The organism is Akkermansia sp. UNK.MGS-1 (assembly GCF_000980515.1).
GTDB lineage: Bacteria > Verrucomicrobiota > Verrucomicrobiia > Verrucomicrobiales > Akkermansiaceae > Akkermansia > Akkermansia muciniphila.
Genome location: NZ_LBCB01000007.1, coordinates 140,576 through 157,454, shown reverse-complemented (window position 1 = coordinate 157,454; position 16,879 = coordinate 140,576). Strand labels below are relative to the sequence as shown.

Annotated in this window: 22 protein-coding genes; 5 read left to right on the top strand and 17 right to left on the bottom strand. The window is 52.1% G+C overall.

Annotated features, from left to right (window positions below):
* Positions 1-20: 20 nt before the first annotated feature.
* The 15 genes from WW58_RS03615 to WW58_RS03540 form a co-directional block, all read right to left on the bottom strand.
* Positions 21-404: a hypothetical protein gene (locus tag WW58_RS03615; RefSeq protein WP_012420385.1), complete on the bottom strand. Its 384-nt coding sequence runs from the start codon at positions 402-404 to the stop codon at positions 21-23.
* Positions 405-414: 10 nt separating this feature from the next.
* Positions 415-789, bottom strand: a complete 375-nt coding sequence (locus tag WW58_RS03610) for a hypothetical protein (RefSeq protein ID WP_012420384.1) — start codon at positions 787-789, stop codon at positions 415-417.
* 68 nt (positions 790-857) lie between these two features.
* The gene (locus WW58_RS03605; protein ID WP_046435448.1) at positions 858-1,382 is read right to left on the bottom strand and encodes a hypothetical protein; all 525 of its coding nucleotides are present in this window, start codon (positions 1,380-1,382) and stop codon (positions 858-860) included.
* Between the two features lie 47 nt (positions 1,383-1,429).
* Positions 1,430-1,996, bottom strand: coding sequence for a hypothetical protein (locus WW58_RS03600; protein ID WP_012420382.1), 567 nt, complete (start codon positions 1,994-1,996; stop codon positions 1,430-1,432).
* 89 nt (positions 1,997-2,085) lie between these two features.
* Positions 2,086-3,024, bottom strand: a complete 939-nt coding sequence (locus tag WW58_RS03595; protein WP_012420381.1) for a T6SS effector amidase Tae4 family protein — start codon at positions 3,022-3,024, stop codon at positions 2,086-2,088.
* Positions 3,025-3,244: 220 nt separating this feature from the next.
* Positions 3,245-3,580 (bottom strand): hypothetical protein, encoded by a 336-nt coding sequence (locus tag WW58_RS03590; RefSeq protein ID WP_012420380.1) that lies wholly within the window; start codon positions 3,578-3,580, stop codon positions 3,245-3,247.
* Positions 3,577-4,323, bottom strand: a complete 747-nt coding sequence (locus WW58_RS03585) for a hypothetical protein (RefSeq protein ID WP_012420379.1) — start codon at positions 4,321-4,323, stop codon at positions 3,577-3,579. Before WW58_RS03585 ends, WW58_RS03590 begins: the two co-directional genes overlap by 4 nt.
* A 1-nt stretch (position 4,324) precedes the next feature.
* Positions 4,325-4,525 carry a hypothetical protein gene (locus WW58_RS03580; protein WP_143245506.1) on the bottom strand — a complete coding sequence of 67 codons (201 nt, stop codon included), beginning with the start codon at positions 4,523-4,525 and terminating at the stop codon, positions 4,325-4,327.
* A 177-nt stretch (positions 4,526-4,702) separates the two neighbouring features.
* A complete protein-coding gene (locus WW58_RS03575) occupies positions 4,703-5,539 on the bottom strand; it encodes a hypothetical protein (protein ID WP_012420377.1) in 837 nt (278 codons plus the stop codon).
* Positions 5,540-5,579: 40 nt separating this feature from the next.
* A complete protein-coding gene (locus tag WW58_RS03570; RefSeq protein WP_012420376.1) occupies positions 5,580-5,969 on the bottom strand; it encodes a hypothetical protein in 390 nt (129 codons plus the stop codon).
* A gap of 24 nt (positions 5,970-5,993) precedes the next feature.
* A complete protein-coding gene (locus tag WW58_RS03565) occupies positions 5,994-6,737 on the bottom strand; it encodes a S49 family peptidase (protein WP_012420375.1) in 744 nt (247 codons plus the stop codon).
* A gap of 4 nt (positions 6,738-6,741) precedes the next feature.
* Positions 6,742-8,142: a phage portal protein gene (locus WW58_RS03560; RefSeq protein ID WP_012420374.1), complete on the bottom strand. Its 1,401-nt coding sequence runs from the start codon at positions 8,140-8,142 to the stop codon at positions 6,742-6,744.
* Positions 8,139-8,417, bottom strand: coding sequence for a hypothetical protein (locus tag WW58_RS03555; protein ID WP_012420373.1), 279 nt, complete (start codon positions 8,415-8,417; stop codon positions 8,139-8,141). Before WW58_RS03555 ends, WW58_RS03560 begins: the two co-directional genes overlap by 4 nt.
* Before the next feature lie 558 nt (positions 8,418-8,975).
* Complete coding sequence (locus WW58_RS03550) at positions 8,976-9,821, bottom strand: PEP-CTERM sorting domain-containing protein (RefSeq protein WP_046435444.1); 846 nt, start codon at positions 9,819-9,821, stop codon at positions 8,976-8,978.
* A 585-nt stretch (positions 9,822-10,406) separates the two neighbouring features.
* Positions 10,407-11,726 carry an NTP/NDP exchange transporter gene (locus tag WW58_RS03540; protein ID WP_046435440.1) on the bottom strand — a complete coding sequence of 440 codons (1,320 nt, stop codon included), beginning with the start codon at positions 11,724-11,726 and terminating at the stop codon, positions 10,407-10,409.
* Between the two features lie 186 nt (positions 11,727-11,912).
* On the opposite strand from WW58_RS03540, the gene dinB reads away from it, so the two are divergent.
* The 5 genes from dinB (at position 11,913) to recR (ending at position 16,277) form a co-directional block, all read left to right on the top strand.
* Positions 11,913-12,992: a DNA polymerase IV gene (dinB, locus tag WW58_RS03535; RefSeq protein ID WP_046435438.1), complete on the top strand. Its 1,080-nt coding sequence runs from the start codon at positions 11,913-11,915 to the stop codon at positions 12,990-12,992.
* A gap of 74 nt (positions 12,993-13,066) precedes the next feature.
* A complete protein-coding gene (locus WW58_RS03530; RefSeq protein WP_232051396.1) occupies positions 13,067-13,618 on the top strand; it encodes a peptide-methionine (R)-S-oxide reductase in 552 nt (183 codons plus the stop codon).
* Between the two features lie 273 nt (positions 13,619-13,891).
* Positions 13,892-15,139, top strand: a complete 1,248-nt coding sequence (gene fabF / locus WW58_RS03525) for a beta-ketoacyl-ACP synthase II (protein WP_012420366.1) — start codon at positions 13,892-13,894, stop codon at positions 15,137-15,139.
* 87 nt (positions 15,140-15,226) lie between these two features.
* The gene (locus WW58_RS03520; RefSeq protein ID WP_046435435.1) at positions 15,227-15,676 is read left to right on the top strand and encodes a hypothetical protein; all 450 of its coding nucleotides are present in this window, start codon (positions 15,227-15,229) and stop codon (positions 15,674-15,676) included.
* Positions 15,669-16,277, top strand: a complete 609-nt coding sequence (gene recR / locus WW58_RS03515; RefSeq protein WP_046435433.1) for a recombination mediator RecR — start codon at positions 15,669-15,671, stop codon at positions 16,275-16,277. Before WW58_RS03520 ends, recR begins: the two co-directional genes overlap by 8 nt.
* 164 nt (positions 16,278-16,441) lie before the next feature.
* Here the strand turns inward: recR and WW58_RS03510 are convergent, their stop codons facing one another.
* Together WW58_RS03510 and WW58_RS03505 are read right to left on the bottom strand one after the other, a co-directional pair.
* On the bottom strand, positions 16,442-16,666 hold the full coding sequence (locus WW58_RS03510) for a hypothetical protein (RefSeq protein ID WP_128153504.1): 225 nt from the start codon (positions 16,664-16,666) through the stop codon (positions 16,442-16,444).
* Positions 16,667-16,680: 14 nt separating this feature from the next.
* Positions 16,681-16,879, bottom strand: a 199-nt coding sequence (locus tag WW58_RS03505; protein ID WP_046435429.1) for a hypothetical protein, incomplete at its 5' end; no start/stop codon positions are given.

Below are 16,879 nucleotides of genomic sequence, written 5' to 3'. Positions count from 1 at the left end.
AATATCATATTTAATGTAATTTAAGGGATAGCCCGTTTTCGACGCAATCGCCCAAACCACCTGGATAAAATAATCCGGCCTGTCCCCTCCCGTTTTTTTTTGGAGTCCTCAACAGTAAAAGCGGCTTCATCCACCTGCTGCGCCTGCAGGCCTACCAGGGAGGAAATACGCTGCATTTCATCAGGGCTTAATTCATATTTGAATCTTCGGACGGCTTCCTTAAACGCTTCAAGGCTCATGGACTCAAGCGTTTCAATATCCTCCGTATGAATATAAATATATTCCACAATGCAGCCCAGATTCATGCTCCCGTCCATGAATCCACAGTTAAACCGCTGCATCAGCTCCATGCTCCCAATAGACAGGGGACGGAGCTTCAAGGCTTTTTCCTCATCTTTCATCATATTCCAACACTCAAGAGTTCAAACGCCCCATGATTTCCATTTTATCCTCTTCCGGACAATTCTCCGGAATTAAGGCGACCTTCTCCCCATCCCTGGAACGGATGCAGGCTATTTTCCGGAATCGGGAAAGGCCAGACAGAATGCCGCGGCGGCAATCAAAGGCCGCCTTGACCAGGGCAAACGGATCTTCCGGATTGTTCTTCACAAAATCAGGATCCTTCCACTTCCTGATCATTTCCCGCGTCTCCAGGGTATCCGTAAAATAAAAAACCTTCCGTTCTCCCCGGTCTGTAATGATTATCTCCGCCCGCTTGGCGATAGGGGCTGTAGCAGCGAGCAAAGCGCTGGCGAGATTAATATCTTCAATATTGATTATATTATTCATGTTCTGTCTATTATATTATTTTTTGTTTGAGGGGAGGGGAGGCGTGAAGCTCACCCCCCTTAAATTTGTCATTCGGAAGCAATATCCGGATTCAGAGCAACGATATTAGGACCATAAGTAGCTTTAACCGTGAAACTCCTATAATTCTGCGTCTCCATCTTCACATCCACGCTCTTGCAAATGGCCTTAGTCACCTTTGCCGGAATTTCTTCACCGGAATTCTTGATGCAGAGATTCAAGACATCAGCATGCACATCAACAATATCGCCAATGTGGGGCACTTCCGTGCCAGTCTTTCTCATATAGGCTTCCCAGGTAATTTCACAGCGGGAATCATAAAGCGTGTTCCCCTCCATCAATCCCTTGTCCCCAGTAAGTTCTACATCACCTTTGGCCGACCATGAATAACTAACGGAAGAAATGATTGCTCCGAATTCCTGTTCACCGGAATAATTGAGCCCGAAAATACCTTCTCCGTGCTGGATAAAATCAGATGCTTTTGCCATACAAATGGCCGTGCGTTGCGCTTCCGCCCCCCCCCAAAAAACAGGAGAATGAACCTCCTCCACAAAAAAGCCCCGCTCATATTTCATGAACGGGGATGATTCAAATAAAATCGAAGCGTAGAGAGAAAACCGGATTACTCGCCGGATTCCGGCTGGAAGCGGGCCGCCTCCGATTCTTCAGTAATTTTGGCCGGTTCGATACGGAGGAGCTTTTTCATGGCGCGGCCTGAGTTACTCTCCGTCATCGGGAAAAAACTGACGTCATTTCCCAAATTGTAGGAAGCCAGTCCATAAATGCTGTCAGCCGGAATAAAATCTTCCGGCGTACCCAGCAGTTTTTCTACCTCCTTTGAAGTCGCAAGGACATAACTCAGATTACAACTCGAATACAGTTCTGTTTTAGGAGAGCCGCCCACAGGGAGATTATTCGCCGCCCCTCTCCACTGAACCAGGGCTTCTACAGGAATGTCTCCCCGGAGGGACTGAATGACGCGGGCGTAGAATATCGTCTCCTGGGTAGTTTCCACCGTCTTATAAATGACAACCGCTAAGACAATATCGCTTTTCTGCAGGAGTCTGGCTATACCACGGAGAGAAATATCCCCGGACACTTCAGCCTGCGTGGCAACAGGAGACGTAGCACTAACCGATAACGCCATCAGACCGGAAAGCAAACAGCAAAAGAGAGATGTTTTATCCATAAAAGTATATATTATTTTTTCCCCATTATGTTCAAAAAACGGGGCGAACGCTCTAACAGCATTCGCCCCGTGAAAGAGAAGTTTATGAATTATTCAGCGTCTTTCAATGTGGACCGATTGATTAACCAAATAGGGCCAGTCAGAAAACTGCCAATGAATATGTTGTCTCCCGGACACATTCCTACATGGCCATTTCCTGCAAACACAATGATGTCGCCCGGCTGCGGGCTGCAATAACCTTTATCCTGGGCGTCGGGATAATCAGGGTCGCCCAAGAGTTTTTGCACATAAGCAGCCATATCCCGTGCACGGGTGATGACATGGGTTTTACCTCCTATTGTATCAGCGTTCGCCTTGTCTCCTATGAGCTCCGCTCCTGCTTCACCCTTCAAATCCTTTCCGAAGGAACTTAGAGCAATACTCATTCGCAAGGCACAACTGTTATAATAATTGCGCGATTGTTCCGGAACATTGTCCTTAATTTCCTTTAAGTGAGCCTGGTAGAGCCACCCCCCAATATAAGCCCAAACCTGTCCAGGATCAGGCATAGTGACATAATCCACCACATTGTAACATTTCAGCAGTTTTTGGGCATCCTCCATCTTCCAGAGATTCGTGGGAGCATCAATTTCCCAAAGTTCCAGGTCAACACCATCCATTTGAGGAACGAATTCTTCCGCATTGGGATAGGGAGCAATTGCATCCGGAACCTTCAAATTTTCATGATGGAGCTTGACATAATGGTAACCTTGCTTGAGCTCCTTCTTACCCTCCGCTTTCTTGGATGAGTTGCTACCGTTGAGTTCCACCACTTTCTGGTTGTCGATTTCCAAGTAACCGTTGTCGTCCATCTGAATGGTAAAGGCACATTCCTTATCGAAGGGAATACGAATGTATCCTTCCCAATCATGCGCCCCGGTTTCTTCCGTCTCATGCCAGACGATCTTGGGTGCGTCCTTTTTCTTCACTTTATAACGAGGATTATTCTCGGCGTCGAGCGGGTGGAATGGTATTGTTGATATAGCCATAATGTTATGCTTTCTAATCGTTTATTGTTGAATGAACTGAATATTCAGTTCATGAAAACTTTGAAAAATTTCTCGCTCCCCATCAACACGTTTAACGCGTAGTTCAACCCACATTCAGAACGTGAGTAAAAAGACTAAAACGGCACGATAACCAAGCCGGAAATAAAGGATATGAAGGGGTACAAGAAGTACAACCATTGATTATCAAAATAGTATAAAACTATCTTTCAATATAACGCAATGTCCAGGTAGTTACCCAGTCATCATCATCCAGCGTAGCCGAATAATCCGTAATATTGAAAAAATCACACTGTTCACCACAATCCAGCCGGAATAACGTCTCCACAAGGGTTCTTTCCATTTCCGAATCAGACCGGTTATTGATCAGAATCATGGAAAGCGTATATTCCCTGGCGGGCAAAGGCGTCCAAGGCTGAGTATACCCGACCATGCCTATGACGACGCAGGGCTTCCGTTCTATGTCGCTGTTATTCCCGGCTTTGTAGACAGTAAACCCGGAATTCCTCAAATGACTGATGACACGATCCATAATCATACCCTGTTTCTCCTTTGCCACTCATGGTGCAATTTCAAGTTCGTGGCCTGCAATGCCTTGGTTTGGACAAACGGTACAAGCGCCTTAAGCATAGCCTCCGAGGCATAAGACAGATTATTTTCTATTTCGACACTTCCATCAGGCAACTTCTTGATTGTCCCGTTTTTCCCATGCCGCGCAATCCATTGAGGCGCACGAGCAGCCCATCCATAAGAAGTATTAATCAGCCACCCTGATTTTGCCTTCCCGATATGCTTGAATACCTTATTCTTATAGTTCTCCGTACTCTTTCTATTGAGCACGACATTCCCAGTAAAGGAGGACACACGACCATTCTTCCGGGCAGAAGTATGAAATTCCGGGCTGTAACTCTGATAAAAGCGCACAACCTGCCCAAAAACATCCGTCGCCACTTCGGCAGCCTTTTGAGGATCTGCCTTTAAAGAAAGCATGCCGGCAACCTGTCTTGCCCTTTTTATGTCTCTTTCCTTTAGTTGGTTGATAAACGATCCAACACCGCGCCCGGCGCGGGAAACGTCCCGGCTGACAGACCCTTCCCCGGATTTTCTTCCGGAAACCTTTGATTTGCGATTTTTTCCCAGCGGAAGAGTGGCGTTAAAGCACATCCCGCTAGCGGTATTGTAGGCAAGCAACGTAGTATATAAATTTCCGAAACGCTCAATATTCGTTTTCACCTTTTTCAAGGCGCTATCCATTCCTTTCACATCTATCCGGACTTCCATGCTACTCATATAAATCGGCTGATAAAGTTAATACCTTGTAAACACAATTACTTGTGACGGCGGTAATCTTGAATTTCATCCCTTCGCACCCCACACGCCCCCCAATCTGAAAAGCGTCCCCTGTCTGGATGTGAATGATGCGGTCACGCTGGTTGCAATACCCTCCTTCCTGGCGTTCAATGGTTATGTCCCGGGAATTCATGTACCCCCGGTACGTCTGGCCATTGTAGACAATTTTTGTCTGTGGTAATACCCGGTTAATACTCCGGTGAGCAACGTTGGCAGCCTCTGTGAATCTCATACAAATGGCGGTGCGTTGCACAAAAAACCGCCCCGGACAAATCCGGGACGGTAAACACCAGCATGAATACAAAGAAAATCAGCCTTCATCTGACGCAACAGCAGCGGCAACGTATCCTTTCACCTTGTCAGCCTCGAGAATCTTTGCCCCGAACATCAGGCCCAGAGAAGCCCATTCCGCGCGAGTTTTCAAATCAAGCCAAGTGCAAAACAGGATAGAAAGACCAGCAAGACCTTCCACCTGAATGACCTCGGAATGGATATCATCCTTGAAAGCCTCGTCGATCTCCGGAAGGGCGGAACCAACAGCAACCGCACCTCCATCATAGGAAATACCGACTACGTTATCAGCAAAGACGGAGGTCTTGACCTTATGGATGGAATCAAATCCGTAAGCGCCTCCATCAAGCCGGAATTCCGTCGTATTTTCCGGAAGAATAGCTCGGTAATAATCAGGCGCCAGCAAAAGGCGAGGTTCGTCGGATTCTACGTCTCCGCTGAGGTTGATGCACTTACGCTTTGTGAAAGCGTCAGCCGTACCGATAACCTTGGCTCCATCCGCTGTAACAAGGGAAAGTATGCGCTTGTTCAAGTTATTGGCAAACGCCGTAGCGTTCGTTTTTGCCAAATCCGCCAATTTCCACCCATTCCGCTTTTCGGCGGGCGTAATGCGCCAGGGTTGATGGAGTTCAGTAAGTGACAGGGGGATTAAATCCCCTTCATTTTCTTTATCCGTCTGGTAATCAGAAGGGTTTTCAGTAATATTTCCGGCGGCTTTTACATTCTTGAATTTAATCTCAGAAGCATACTCCATTCGGAAATCCTTCTTAAAGTATTCCAGCGGAGCCAGAGCTTTACGCAAAGAAGAAATGACTTCACTGTGAATAACTATCTTGTGAGCATCTGAAAGAGCCATAATTCTAAAAAATGGTTTTAATCGTTAATATTGTTATTGATTACTTGCAAAGTTTTGCCAACTCATCCTTATGAGCAGCATAAAACTTCCTCTGTTCCTCTCCGGAAAGAGCTGAGTACTGCTCCAGGATAGAGGAGTTTTCTTCGCCGTCTTCCGGCTTATCCACTACGGCTTTATGTCCCATACCAGCCACCATTTCAGCGGCCTTCTGGCTCGCCTTCGTATCGGCTTCTTCCTCAAGCTGGTTTTTCTTGAGGGCAACGGATGCGTGGAGCTTGACATTCTCCTTTTCCAGGGCTTCGACACGCTCACAAAGATCTTTAATAGAGGATTGGATTTCTTTAATCCCATTCTTCATTTCTGCCCCAAAAGGGGCAAGCTCTTGTTTGAGCGCATCAACGATATTTTGATCAGACTTGAATAGTGCCATACTTATGACAAAACCGTTGCGTTTTCATACCACTCCAGGAAAATCGACCCAGGGTATTACATCATCAATCAGGCCCAGGGAAACAGCATCTTCCGCCACAAAAACCTTGCCGGAAAACGCATCCGCAGATAAACCGGGACGTCCTGAAGCCACAAATTCCTGAAACCGCCCGGCGATCTTGTTGCACAAATCCCTGTAATAGGCGATTGCCTCCGTATTCATCGGGGTTTCCGGATGCTTGAAAACAGCATCATCATTCGTGATGGTCAATATTTCCTCACTCTTGGCATTCCACAGGCTGATGACCGTCCCGATACTGCCAACCAGCGCCGTTTCCGTCACGACCACTTGATCACAAGCGGAAGCCAAATAATAGGCGGCAGAGCAGCACATGCCTTTGACATAAGCCACTGTTTCCACTGGCAGAGATTTAATCAATTCTGCTGTTTCATGACAGCCTTGCACGTCACCTCCCGGAGAGTCAAAAATGAAAACAACTTCATCAATGTTCCCGGCAGCACCCTTTATTTCCTTCACGATGGACTGATAATTCGTGCCGCCCAGGACTTCATTCAACGGCACGCCGTCACCGTATAGAGGCCCAATCACGTCAATCACCAAGGATGACCCAATTACCCGCGCTTTTTGGCGTGTCTGGATGAAAAATGAGAAGTCAAAATCCGGATTCCCTGCGGCTTTCAGTTCCAGGCTCTTCCGCTGGCGAATCTTCGCCAGCCATGCAGTTTCTTCACAATATAACGGTTTCATCACATTAAAACTTCCTGATATAATCCGGAGAGATTTCTACTCCAAATTCTGCTTCAGCTTCACGGCGCAACTTCTCCGCAATGGCGGCTTCCCTGGCACGTATTCTCAAATGGTCCTCAACCTGCGTTCCGTTTTCCTCACAGATTTCTGTGAGGTTTTTAATACCGGCATTGTACTCTTTCAACTGGCTGTTGGAGTCGCGGCCCATGTCTACGCTTGGACGCTTGGCGCGGCTGAACATCATGTTCCACCAGCCTTCCGCGTGCGGGATGTCCTCCCGCTGGATACCTACGGCCAAGATATACTGTACAAGCAGTCTGGCAGCATCTTCAAGCAGCGTGGCCCGATCTCGCGTGGTATTGTCAAATTTGGACAGAGACATTCTGTTCCCAACGCCGCTTGAGTCCGGATTGACCACGATATCATAGGGCACGCCCACCCCGGATAAAACGCCCTTCAGAAGCCGTTCTGAAAAACTCATGTAGTTCGGAGAGGGGCGCTCAATCTTCAGGGAGTCAAGGGAATCTTCAGACTTCAAAAATACAATTTGCTTATCACCAGTATTCCGGATGAGCACCTCCCCATTATTGGACGGTTTGTCATAAGCCTGCGTTATGTCAACTTCTCCCGTTTCGTTCTTTTTTACCAGGGCAATTTGTGACGCAATCTTCATGGCCCCAAGTTCGGCTGTATTGATATCATCAATGTATCGGAATTCCTTGAGGCCATGAGAGAAGAGAGGCTCGCCCCGGCAGGTGGAAAGAAAGTCGTCATCCACGATATGAAGTATTGAGGATGCCGGGATGATTTCACCTCCCCCTGGTTCGTCGCCGTCCAGCCAATAAGCGATTTCACGTCCCATGCGATTGGTTATGACGCCGTGCAGCACGTTCAATCCCTTATATTTTCCGGAGTCAATAAGGCCATTTTTAGGAGAGCAAACACGGTTTGCCCGGATAAATTGCAGTTGAGGAAACCCCGTCTTGCTTTCCGTCAACATTACAAAGCAATCCCCATCAATGTCGATGGCGGTGGAGATCAGATACAGGAGCGAGTGAAAATTCTTTCCGTTCACGCATGCAACTTTGTAAAACGCCTTGATGTACTCGTCATACTTCGCCGCAACTTCCGGATTCTTGCACAGAGATTTGAACAGAAACGCTTTCCCGATAGAGTATTCAGCCTTCATGTTCACGGCGCCTTTTACAACGCCATTATTTTTGTACAACAGACGGGATGCGGAAATAAGGTTCTTCCGGGTAAGGTTCCCGGAAAGCTGTTCCGGTTCTTTGAGATAATTCGGAAGCCGCTGCAGCCCGTCATCATAACTGCCGCTCTTGTAAATGGGGCGGCTTGAAAACGGCCGGCCGAACTGATCCAAAATCTGGACATTTCCTGCTTTCATCGAAACACTATCCTTGCAACGTTATTCCCTCCTTCAAACCGGCCATGCTCAAGAGAACGAATAGCAATCCCCAAAGCTTCCACCCATAAATCAATAGTCATGGAACCTGGCGCGAACTGGAATGAACTGTCCCCCACGTTCCCTTGAGTGATTTCCTTTCCCTGGTTTTCAATGATATCTTCAACAGCCTTATCCAAAGCTTCTTTCAAACGGGGTATGCGTTCATCAGCGTCCACCGCCCCCCAAGCATAAAGAGCTTTTGCAATCCGTAACATACAAATGCGGCCCCGTTGCGTTTCCTCTACGGCAGACACGCAGGCTTTTACTTGAACCTATACTTTTCCCGTTGCATTGTTGGAATAGTTGCATGAAATTTTTCAACTCCATGCATGCAAAAACACAGATGACCCATGACCCAGTTCGAGCCTCTACGCTCAAGGAGACTCCCTTTTTCGGCCTATTTCAGACTATTTTTCATCCTTCCGTGTGCTCAACATTATCACAATAATGAACACATTTTATAATATATTATTCTAAATAAACATATTAATTCCTACCGGGCCTACCACTTCTTTTGAAAAGAAGCGGTTATTCTTGGCAACATCAGGCGTCCTGCCCTTTTGTGCAGGTTTGCAGAACCACAGCAGGAACTAATCCGGGTTCGGCATCCTCCGGGGAAAAACAGGCCCATGCGTGTGCACTCTACCGGCTTCTCTCACCCGTTCCGCCCGGACGTCTTCCGGAAATACGCCGCCTTTCCGGGAAATAATAAAAAACTCCCTTCCGTTAACCGCGGAAGGGAGCTGAATGGAAACAGGAATCCAAGTTTGCCGTTACTTGCGGCGGCGGCGCATCGCCAGACCAGCCAGGCCCAGCAGGCTCAGGGAAGCCGCTGCGGGTTCGGGAACCACATAGGAAACGCTGTACCCGTTCTCATTCTTGGTAACCATATAAGAACCTACTTCGGCATTAGTCAAATCGTCCACAGCAGTAAGGGTATCAATGCCTGCAATACCGCTGAGCATTTCCAGGGAAGTGTTCGTGCTGTCAAAAGACATATTGCTTCCCAGGGTAACCAGGTTTCTGGTCAGGATTTGATGCCCGCTCTCAGTCCATCCACTGGCGGTGCCTCCGTCAAGAGTCAGCGTAGCGGTCAGACTTGCTATCTTGGCGGTATATGAACTACCGTTGGAGGAAGTAAGGTTCATGATGCCCGTGGCTCCCAGATTGGCGTAAAATCCTTCCCCGCCCTGGTTCTTGGTATAAGCCAGGTTAAAGGTGCCGTAGTTGTTCAACGTCGTGCGCCCACCATCGTTGCCGCCGTTATAACTGTTGAAGGTCAGCGTAGATGATTGATCAATATCAATAGAACAGCCGCCTTGGAATTTTTTTACGTTCCCTACAGTCAAATCCGCACCGTTTTGCAGGGCAAGCTTCAATGTCCAGCCTTCCAGCTGGGTAATGCTTCCGCTCGCGCCGGAAACGGAAATAAGAGACCATGCGTTGGAATTGGGCGTGCCGGGACCGGTTCCTGCCGACGGCCAGGAATCTGAACCGGTGACGGTCCAGCTGGATTCTGTCTGCCAAAGCTCCTGAGTAATGCTCTCACCGCCGTTCCATATAAAATCGGCATGAGCTATTCCCGCCAGAGCAATGAGCGTAATGAGTGTCTTTTTCATTATCAGAGGAATATAACAAATAATTATAGGAGTAATGATTGATTAGTCTAAAGAAACGATGACTAGCCTGCTTCACCCAAAGAGGCTGTGAAGCCAATAACGAATTCTCAATCCGAAATCAATACTAAATATTGTGGGAAAACAATTTAAGTATCATCGAGGAGCTGTTTTCAGGATGATTTCTCCTCCAAAAGGAAATCCTTCCGTGCCAGGGATCCTCTATTGTTTTTTAGACAGACTGATTTTCTCGACACCTTGTTGATAGAAACACAATCTTTTCAATATAAATAAATTATGATAAACATCGAAATGATGATTTTATGCTATAGAATATATTTCACATGGAATCTTCCCTTTAAGCTAATTCATGGAGCGGATTGAGAATCCGAATGTCGGCGTCACGGCGGAAACCGCCGTCAAATAAAAAATATTCCAGAAATAATCTGTCACCGGAAGAAAAAAACATCTGTTTTACCCCCTGCCGCTTCCGCCACATTAAGGGCATCACGCCATCCTTGACCTGAAAAAATATCGTGCAACAGCAGGCCGTATCCGGACAAGACGGAGAATTCCCCGTCACGGGGATTATTCCTTTCCCCGAACTCCGGCCATTTTCCGGAACCTGTTCGCAAGCAGGAATCCGGTGACCGCCCAAAGAAAGGAAATGGCGGCTCCGGCCAGCATGGCCCACGGAGAATGGGCCCCCAACACGTTAAAGGAGCTTTTCAGCCATGCGCTGACGGCGTCGCCGCCACGGTAAAGGACCGTATCAATAAAGCTCTTGGCTTTATATTTTTCTTCCGGGGACAATACGGAATTCAGCATTTCACGGCCGGGACGCACCATTCCGTATTCCCCGATGCGGCGTACCGCCATCACCACGGCCACGACGGAAAATACCGGAGCGAAAGCCATCCATACAAAACCCAGGGAAATAAGAACAGGAACAGCCGCCAGCAACGCCGCCAATCCGAATTTCCGAACAATGCGTCCCGCGAGAAATACCTGAAGCAGCATGGTACACCCCTGAACAACAACGTCCAGCACTCCGAATACCTGCGTCTGGCGCACCGGATCAGGAAAGGAAGACGCTACAACGCTCATCAGCTCAAAATACAGGAACGTATTGGTCCCGGCCAGCAGGATGATGAACAGCCCGATGCCCATCAGGAAGGGAGACCGGAATACGGCAGACGCCCCGGCAAACGGATTCCCTCCCAGAGGGCGTTCCCGGCAATCGGCCGGAAGACGAACTCCCGTTTCCGCATCTTCCGGGGAATTCCCGTCACACCAGCGGTGCAGGTACATTCCCGCCAGCATCGCCAGCGCCAGAAGAACAGCGGCGGCAAGGAACAACCACAGAAGGCCGGCCACTCCGGCAAGGGCGGCCGTCACCGCCGGCCCCGTCATGGCCCCAAGACTGCTTCCGCTGGCAATCAGGGCAAACAGGCGTTTCATCTGCCCCGGCTTCATGACGTCCGACAACACGCTCCACGCCACGGAAACGGTAAGCAGGTTAAATACGGACAGCCACACATAAAACGAACGGGCCGTCCAGACATTTCCCGGGCATGCCAGCACGAGCGCCGCGAAAACCGCCAAGTTAAGAATGAAAAAACCGTACGTCCACGGAAGAATGGCCTTTCTCCGCACCTTTGAGGAAACCCATCCGAATAAAAACTGGCCCCCTATGGAAGCGGCGAAAGTAGCCGTAAAAAGCCACTGCAGATTCTGAACGCCTCCGGCAATGCCCATCGTCTCCCGGACCGGCCGCAACATGGAATAGGCCAGGAACAACAGGAAAAACAGGAGGATTCCCCCCGCTACGGCAGGCAATTCGCGGGTTTCCGCATGCAGCACCTTTTCCAGGCTCCGGCACAGGCGTTCCTTCATTCCGCTGGACATGCCCGGAATTTACCATGCCCGGAAGATTTTTTCACTTAAATCGTCCCGTTCCCCAAAAATCCGCCTTTCTTTCACCTCCCCGCCGGAACTTCTCCTTCCAACTGGACTTGCAGGATAAGCCGGATTATGATGGGGCATCCCATTCCCTCATGTTTCCCGCCCCATCAGGAATCATGAAGCGCCCCCATGAACCAGAGAAAAATCATCCATGTGGATATGGATGCCTTTTACGCATCCATAGAACAGCGGGACCATCCCGAATACCGCGGCAAGCCCATCGCCGTAGGCAGGCCGGAAATGCGCGGCGTGGTGGCGGCGGCCAGTTACGAGGCGCGCCGTTTCGGAGTGCGTTCCGCCATGCCTTCCATGAAGGCTCTCAAGCTTTGCCCCCATCTGATTTTCACCCGCAACCGCATGGATGTGTACAAGGCCGTCTCCGCGCAGATACACGCCATTTTCCACCGTTACACAGATCTGGTGGAACCCCTTTCCCTGGATGAAGCCTTTCTGGACGTCACGGAAAACAAGCCGGGCATTCCGCTGGCCGTCGACATTGCGAGGAGGATTAAGAAGGAAATCCGCCGGGAACTTCACCTGACGGCCTCCGCCGGCGTTTCCTACAATAAATTCCTGGCAAAAATCGCTTCCGATTACCGCAAGCCGGACGGGCTGTTCACGATCCATCCATCCCGGGCGGAAAAATTCATCGCGGCACTTCCCATTGAAGCTTTCTGGGGAGTCGGGAACGCCACCGCCGAACGCATGCGCGCCCTTTCCATCACCAACGGGGCGCAGCTCCGGGCACGGGACAAAGAATTCCTGATAAGGCATTTCGGCAAGACAGGAGCCATCTTCTACAACTTCGCCCGCGGTGTGGACGACCGCCCTGTGGAACCTTCCCGCATGCGCAAATCCGTGGGTTGTGAAGAAACCTACCGGGAAAACGTCACCAGGGCGGAAGCGCTGGAACAACGCCTCCCCCTGCTGGCGGAAGAACTCGCGGGGCGGCTGGCCCGTTCCGGCTTCCGGGGAAACACCCTTACCCTGAAGGTTAAGTTCCCGGACTTTGTCCAGAAGACCCGCTGCGCGACCGTTCCGGAAATCCTGACGGAGAAAGAAGGAATCCTCCCCCTGGCCCGCACCCTGATGGAAGAACTGGATTCCGGGGACCGTACATTCCGCCTTCTGGGGCTGTCCGTCTCCCATCCCCAGGAAGAACAGCGGCAGGGCATCTGGGAACAGCTCTGGCTGGAGCTGGAGTATTAACTCTTCCATAGACTGCCATATTTTCAGGGCTCCCCCCTTAAAAACGGTAATATCCACAAGATATTGTTTCAGGAATGAGCAAAACCCGCTCCAACCTGGTCATAAGCCATATGGATCAGGAAGAACGGAGACACTGGGCGTCATGGATAGGCATGATTGCGGAAGGCGTGGCTGGAGTCATGGCCGTGAATGGAGGGATTCCCGCCTCCCGGGACGTACCCGATCCCGGCCCTGCCCGCACGCGCCGCCCCCTCACGGAAACGGAAAAACGCATTATCGAACACCAGGGAACGGAACCGCCCTTTTCCGGGGAATTCGTCAGCTTCTTTGAGCCGGGCATCTATTCCTGCCGCAAATGCGGTGCGCCTCTGTTCCGGTCGGAAGACAAATTCGATGCCGGATGCGGCTGGCCCTGTTTTGATGATTCCCTGCCGGACGCCGTCACAAGCGTCCATGCGGGCGGCGGGCGGCGCACGGAAATCACATGCGCCCGCTGCGGAGGCCATCTGGGACACATTTTCAATGGAGAACGCCTGACTCCGAAGAATCTGCGCTACTGCGTCAATTCCCTTTCCCTGGAATTCCGGGCAGCCCCTCTTCCGATAGCGGCGGATGCCCCCCGTTAAAGGCGCGCGGCAGGGAAAAATATCCGGCCGCCCTTCCGTGCGCTGCCGGATGCGGCCGCCGCGGCGGAATTTACCCTGAAATCTGTTCACGGCCCCGGAGCCTCAGCAGGCAACAGGGAATATCCTTGACCCGCAAAATCCTTGCCGTAAGCAGGATACGCCTTTCCGCCCAACCTGTTTCCCCCGTGCCGGGAAACAGGGGGGATTAGCTTGACTTTCCCGCAATGTCGCCTATTCTGGTTCAAGCATTATTTGCAACCACTCACACTTATTATGACCGACCGCAGAATTGTTATCACCGGCATCGGAGTGATCAGCCCCCTGGGCAATGATCTCGCATCCACCTGGGAAGCCATGAAGGCTGGCCGCAGCGGCATTGACACCATCAAATCCATGGATGTTACCGGCTACTCCACGAAAATCGCCGGTGAAGTCAAGGATTTCGATCCCGCCCCGTACTTCAAGACGCCCAAGGACGCCCGCCGCGTGGACCGCTTCACGCACTTTGCCATGGGCGCTGCCGGAATGGCTCTCAAGGATTCCGGGCTGGATCTGGAAGCGGAGGACAAAACCCGCATCGGCGTCATGGTGGGCAGCGGCATCGGCGGCCTCGGCACGCTGGAAAGCCAGCATGCCACGCTTCTTTCCAAGGGGCCTGCCCGCGTGTCCCCCTTCATGATCCCGTACATGATCAGCAACATTGCCTCCGGCCTCATCTCCATGGAATACGGCCTCGGCGGTCCGAACATGTCCATCGTCACGGCCTGCGCCACCTCCAACCACAACATCGGGGAAGCCTGGCGCATCATGAAATTCGGGGATGCCGACGTTATGGTCTGCGGCGGAGCGGAAGCTACCATCCTGCCCACGGGCGTGGCCGGGTTCAGCAACATGAAGGCCCTCAGCTCCCGCAATGACGAGCCCCAGCGGGCCTCCCGCCCGTACGACGTGGACCGCGACGGCTTCGTCATGGGCGAAGGCGCCGGCGTTGTCATTCTGGAAACGCTGGAACACGCCCAAAAGCGCGGCGCAAAAATTTACGGGGAACTCGTCGGCTACGGCATCTCCGCGGACGCCTACCACCTCACCGCCCCGGACCCGGAAGGCCGCGGCGCCGCCCGCTGCATGAAGATGGCTCTGGAACACGCGGGAATGAAGCCGGAAGACATTGACTACGTCAACACGCACGGCACCTCCACCCCGCTGGGCGACATCTGCGAAATCAAGGCCATCAAGGCCGTTTTCGGCGACCACGCTAAAAACGGGCTGCTTATCAGCTCCACCAAATCCATGACCGGCCACCTCCTGGGCGCCGCGGGAGGCGTGGAACTGGCCGCCTGCCTGATGGCCATGCAGGACAACATCATCCCGCCCACCATCAACGTGGACAACCAGGATCCGGAATGCGACCTGGACTGCGTGCCCAATAAGGCCCGTGAAACCAGGGTGGACGCCGTCTTGAGCAATTCCTTCGGCTTCGGGGGGCATAACTCCTCCGTCATCGTGAAACGATTCGCCTGACCATTTCAGGCCTCTCCTTTCCGGCGGAAGCGCTGATGTTTGCGGCCACCGCAGCCATCGCGCTTCCGCTTTTTTCATTTAAAAGCCATGCCCGCCAAAACGCACCAGGACATTCTGCTCATGCGCTGGGCCCTGTTCTCCGTAGCCGGGCTTAGCCTGCTCGTGGCGCTCTATTACCTGGGCCTTACTCCCGTCTGGGCCCGGGAGCTGAAGGAAGCCATGGCCTCCGCCCCGTTTCTGCTTCCCCCGGACGCCCCCGCCCTTTCTCCCGGCACGGGATTCCTGCTGTGCATGGCGTTGACGCTGGCCCTCGTTTACGATTTGCTGCTCATCCGCGGCACGCTCCGCAAAACGGCCGTTCTGGCCGTTTTCCTCCTTCTTCTGGCCAGCTTTACCCCGGTGCTGGGGCTGTGGGGTCTTTTCTTCAATGCCGTCCCATGCCTGCTTTCCGCAGGGAGCGCGGGCGTGCTCGCCATCCTCTGTCCCCAAACGCCTCCTGTCCGGCGTCATTCCGAACCTCCTTCCGCTCATGAATAATCTGGACTATCCCATCCCCGTGCTTGAACTGGTAACCGCCCTGAAACAGCTTCCGGGCATCGGCACCCGCGGCGCGGAACGCATGGCCCTGTGGATGCTCCAGGGGCACATGGGAGAAGCGGAGGCGATTGCCCGCACCATCGGCCAGGCGGCGGAACACGTCACGCCCTGCCCCGTCTGCGGCTTCTTCAGCACGGAAGGGGAACCCTGCGTCGCCTGCCGGGATGAAGAACGGGACAGCCGCCTCATCTGCGTGGTGGAACAGGCCACGGACGTCATCCCCATTGAACGCAGCAGCGCCTACCGCGGATTGTACCACTGCCTGGGCGGCAAGCTTTCCCCTCTGGATGATGTGGAGCCGGAAGATCTCAACATTCAATCCCTGATGGAACGCGTCTCCCGGCAGCCTGATTGCGAAGTCATTCTGGCAACAGGCTCTGACGTGGAAGGGGAGGCAACGGCCACCTACCTCCACCATCTGCTCAAAGAAATGGATTGCAGGATATCCCGCCCTGCCCAGGGGCTGCCTGCCGGCTCCGGCCTCAGCCACGCGGACACGCTGACGCTGATGAAGGCTCTGGAAGGACGCATCCGGCTGTAAAGGAAAGCCCTTCCCGCATCCATCCCGGCACGAGGAAATTCCCGCCCATGCCCCCGTTCTTCACCGTCCGGAATCCCGTCATGGGGACAGTTCCGTTTTACAGCGGTTTTCCTGCCTCGCGCGATGCCTCTTTCCCCCAATGATGAAGGGAAAAACTCACCGCCTCATTCCGCCATGCCGTCTATTCGGGCGCGGTCAAAATCCGCCGGGCAAATCGTCACGTTCACCCGGTCGCCCGGCTTGAGCAGCTCCCTCAGGGAAGCGTTCTTTTTTTCTACAAAAGCCACAGCGGTTTTGCCATTCGGAAGGGTAGCGCGGAAAGCCGTATCCGCGATACGCTCCACGATAACGGCGACCGCCTGCACCATTTGGCAGGGATAAGTTTTCATCTGCAAAAAACGGGTTACCAATTCATTAATTCGTTCATCAGGTCATTCCCTGTTTTAAGCCCCTTTTCCGCAGCGTCCTGCAGCTGTGGCACAACCGGGGCGGGAACTTCGTCCGCGGCGGGAATCCTGAACTTGCGGCCATTATGTTCCGCACCATCCCCCGCTCCGTTTTTCTCGGTTCCCCTGTTCAGCAGCCGCGCCGCGACATCCGCC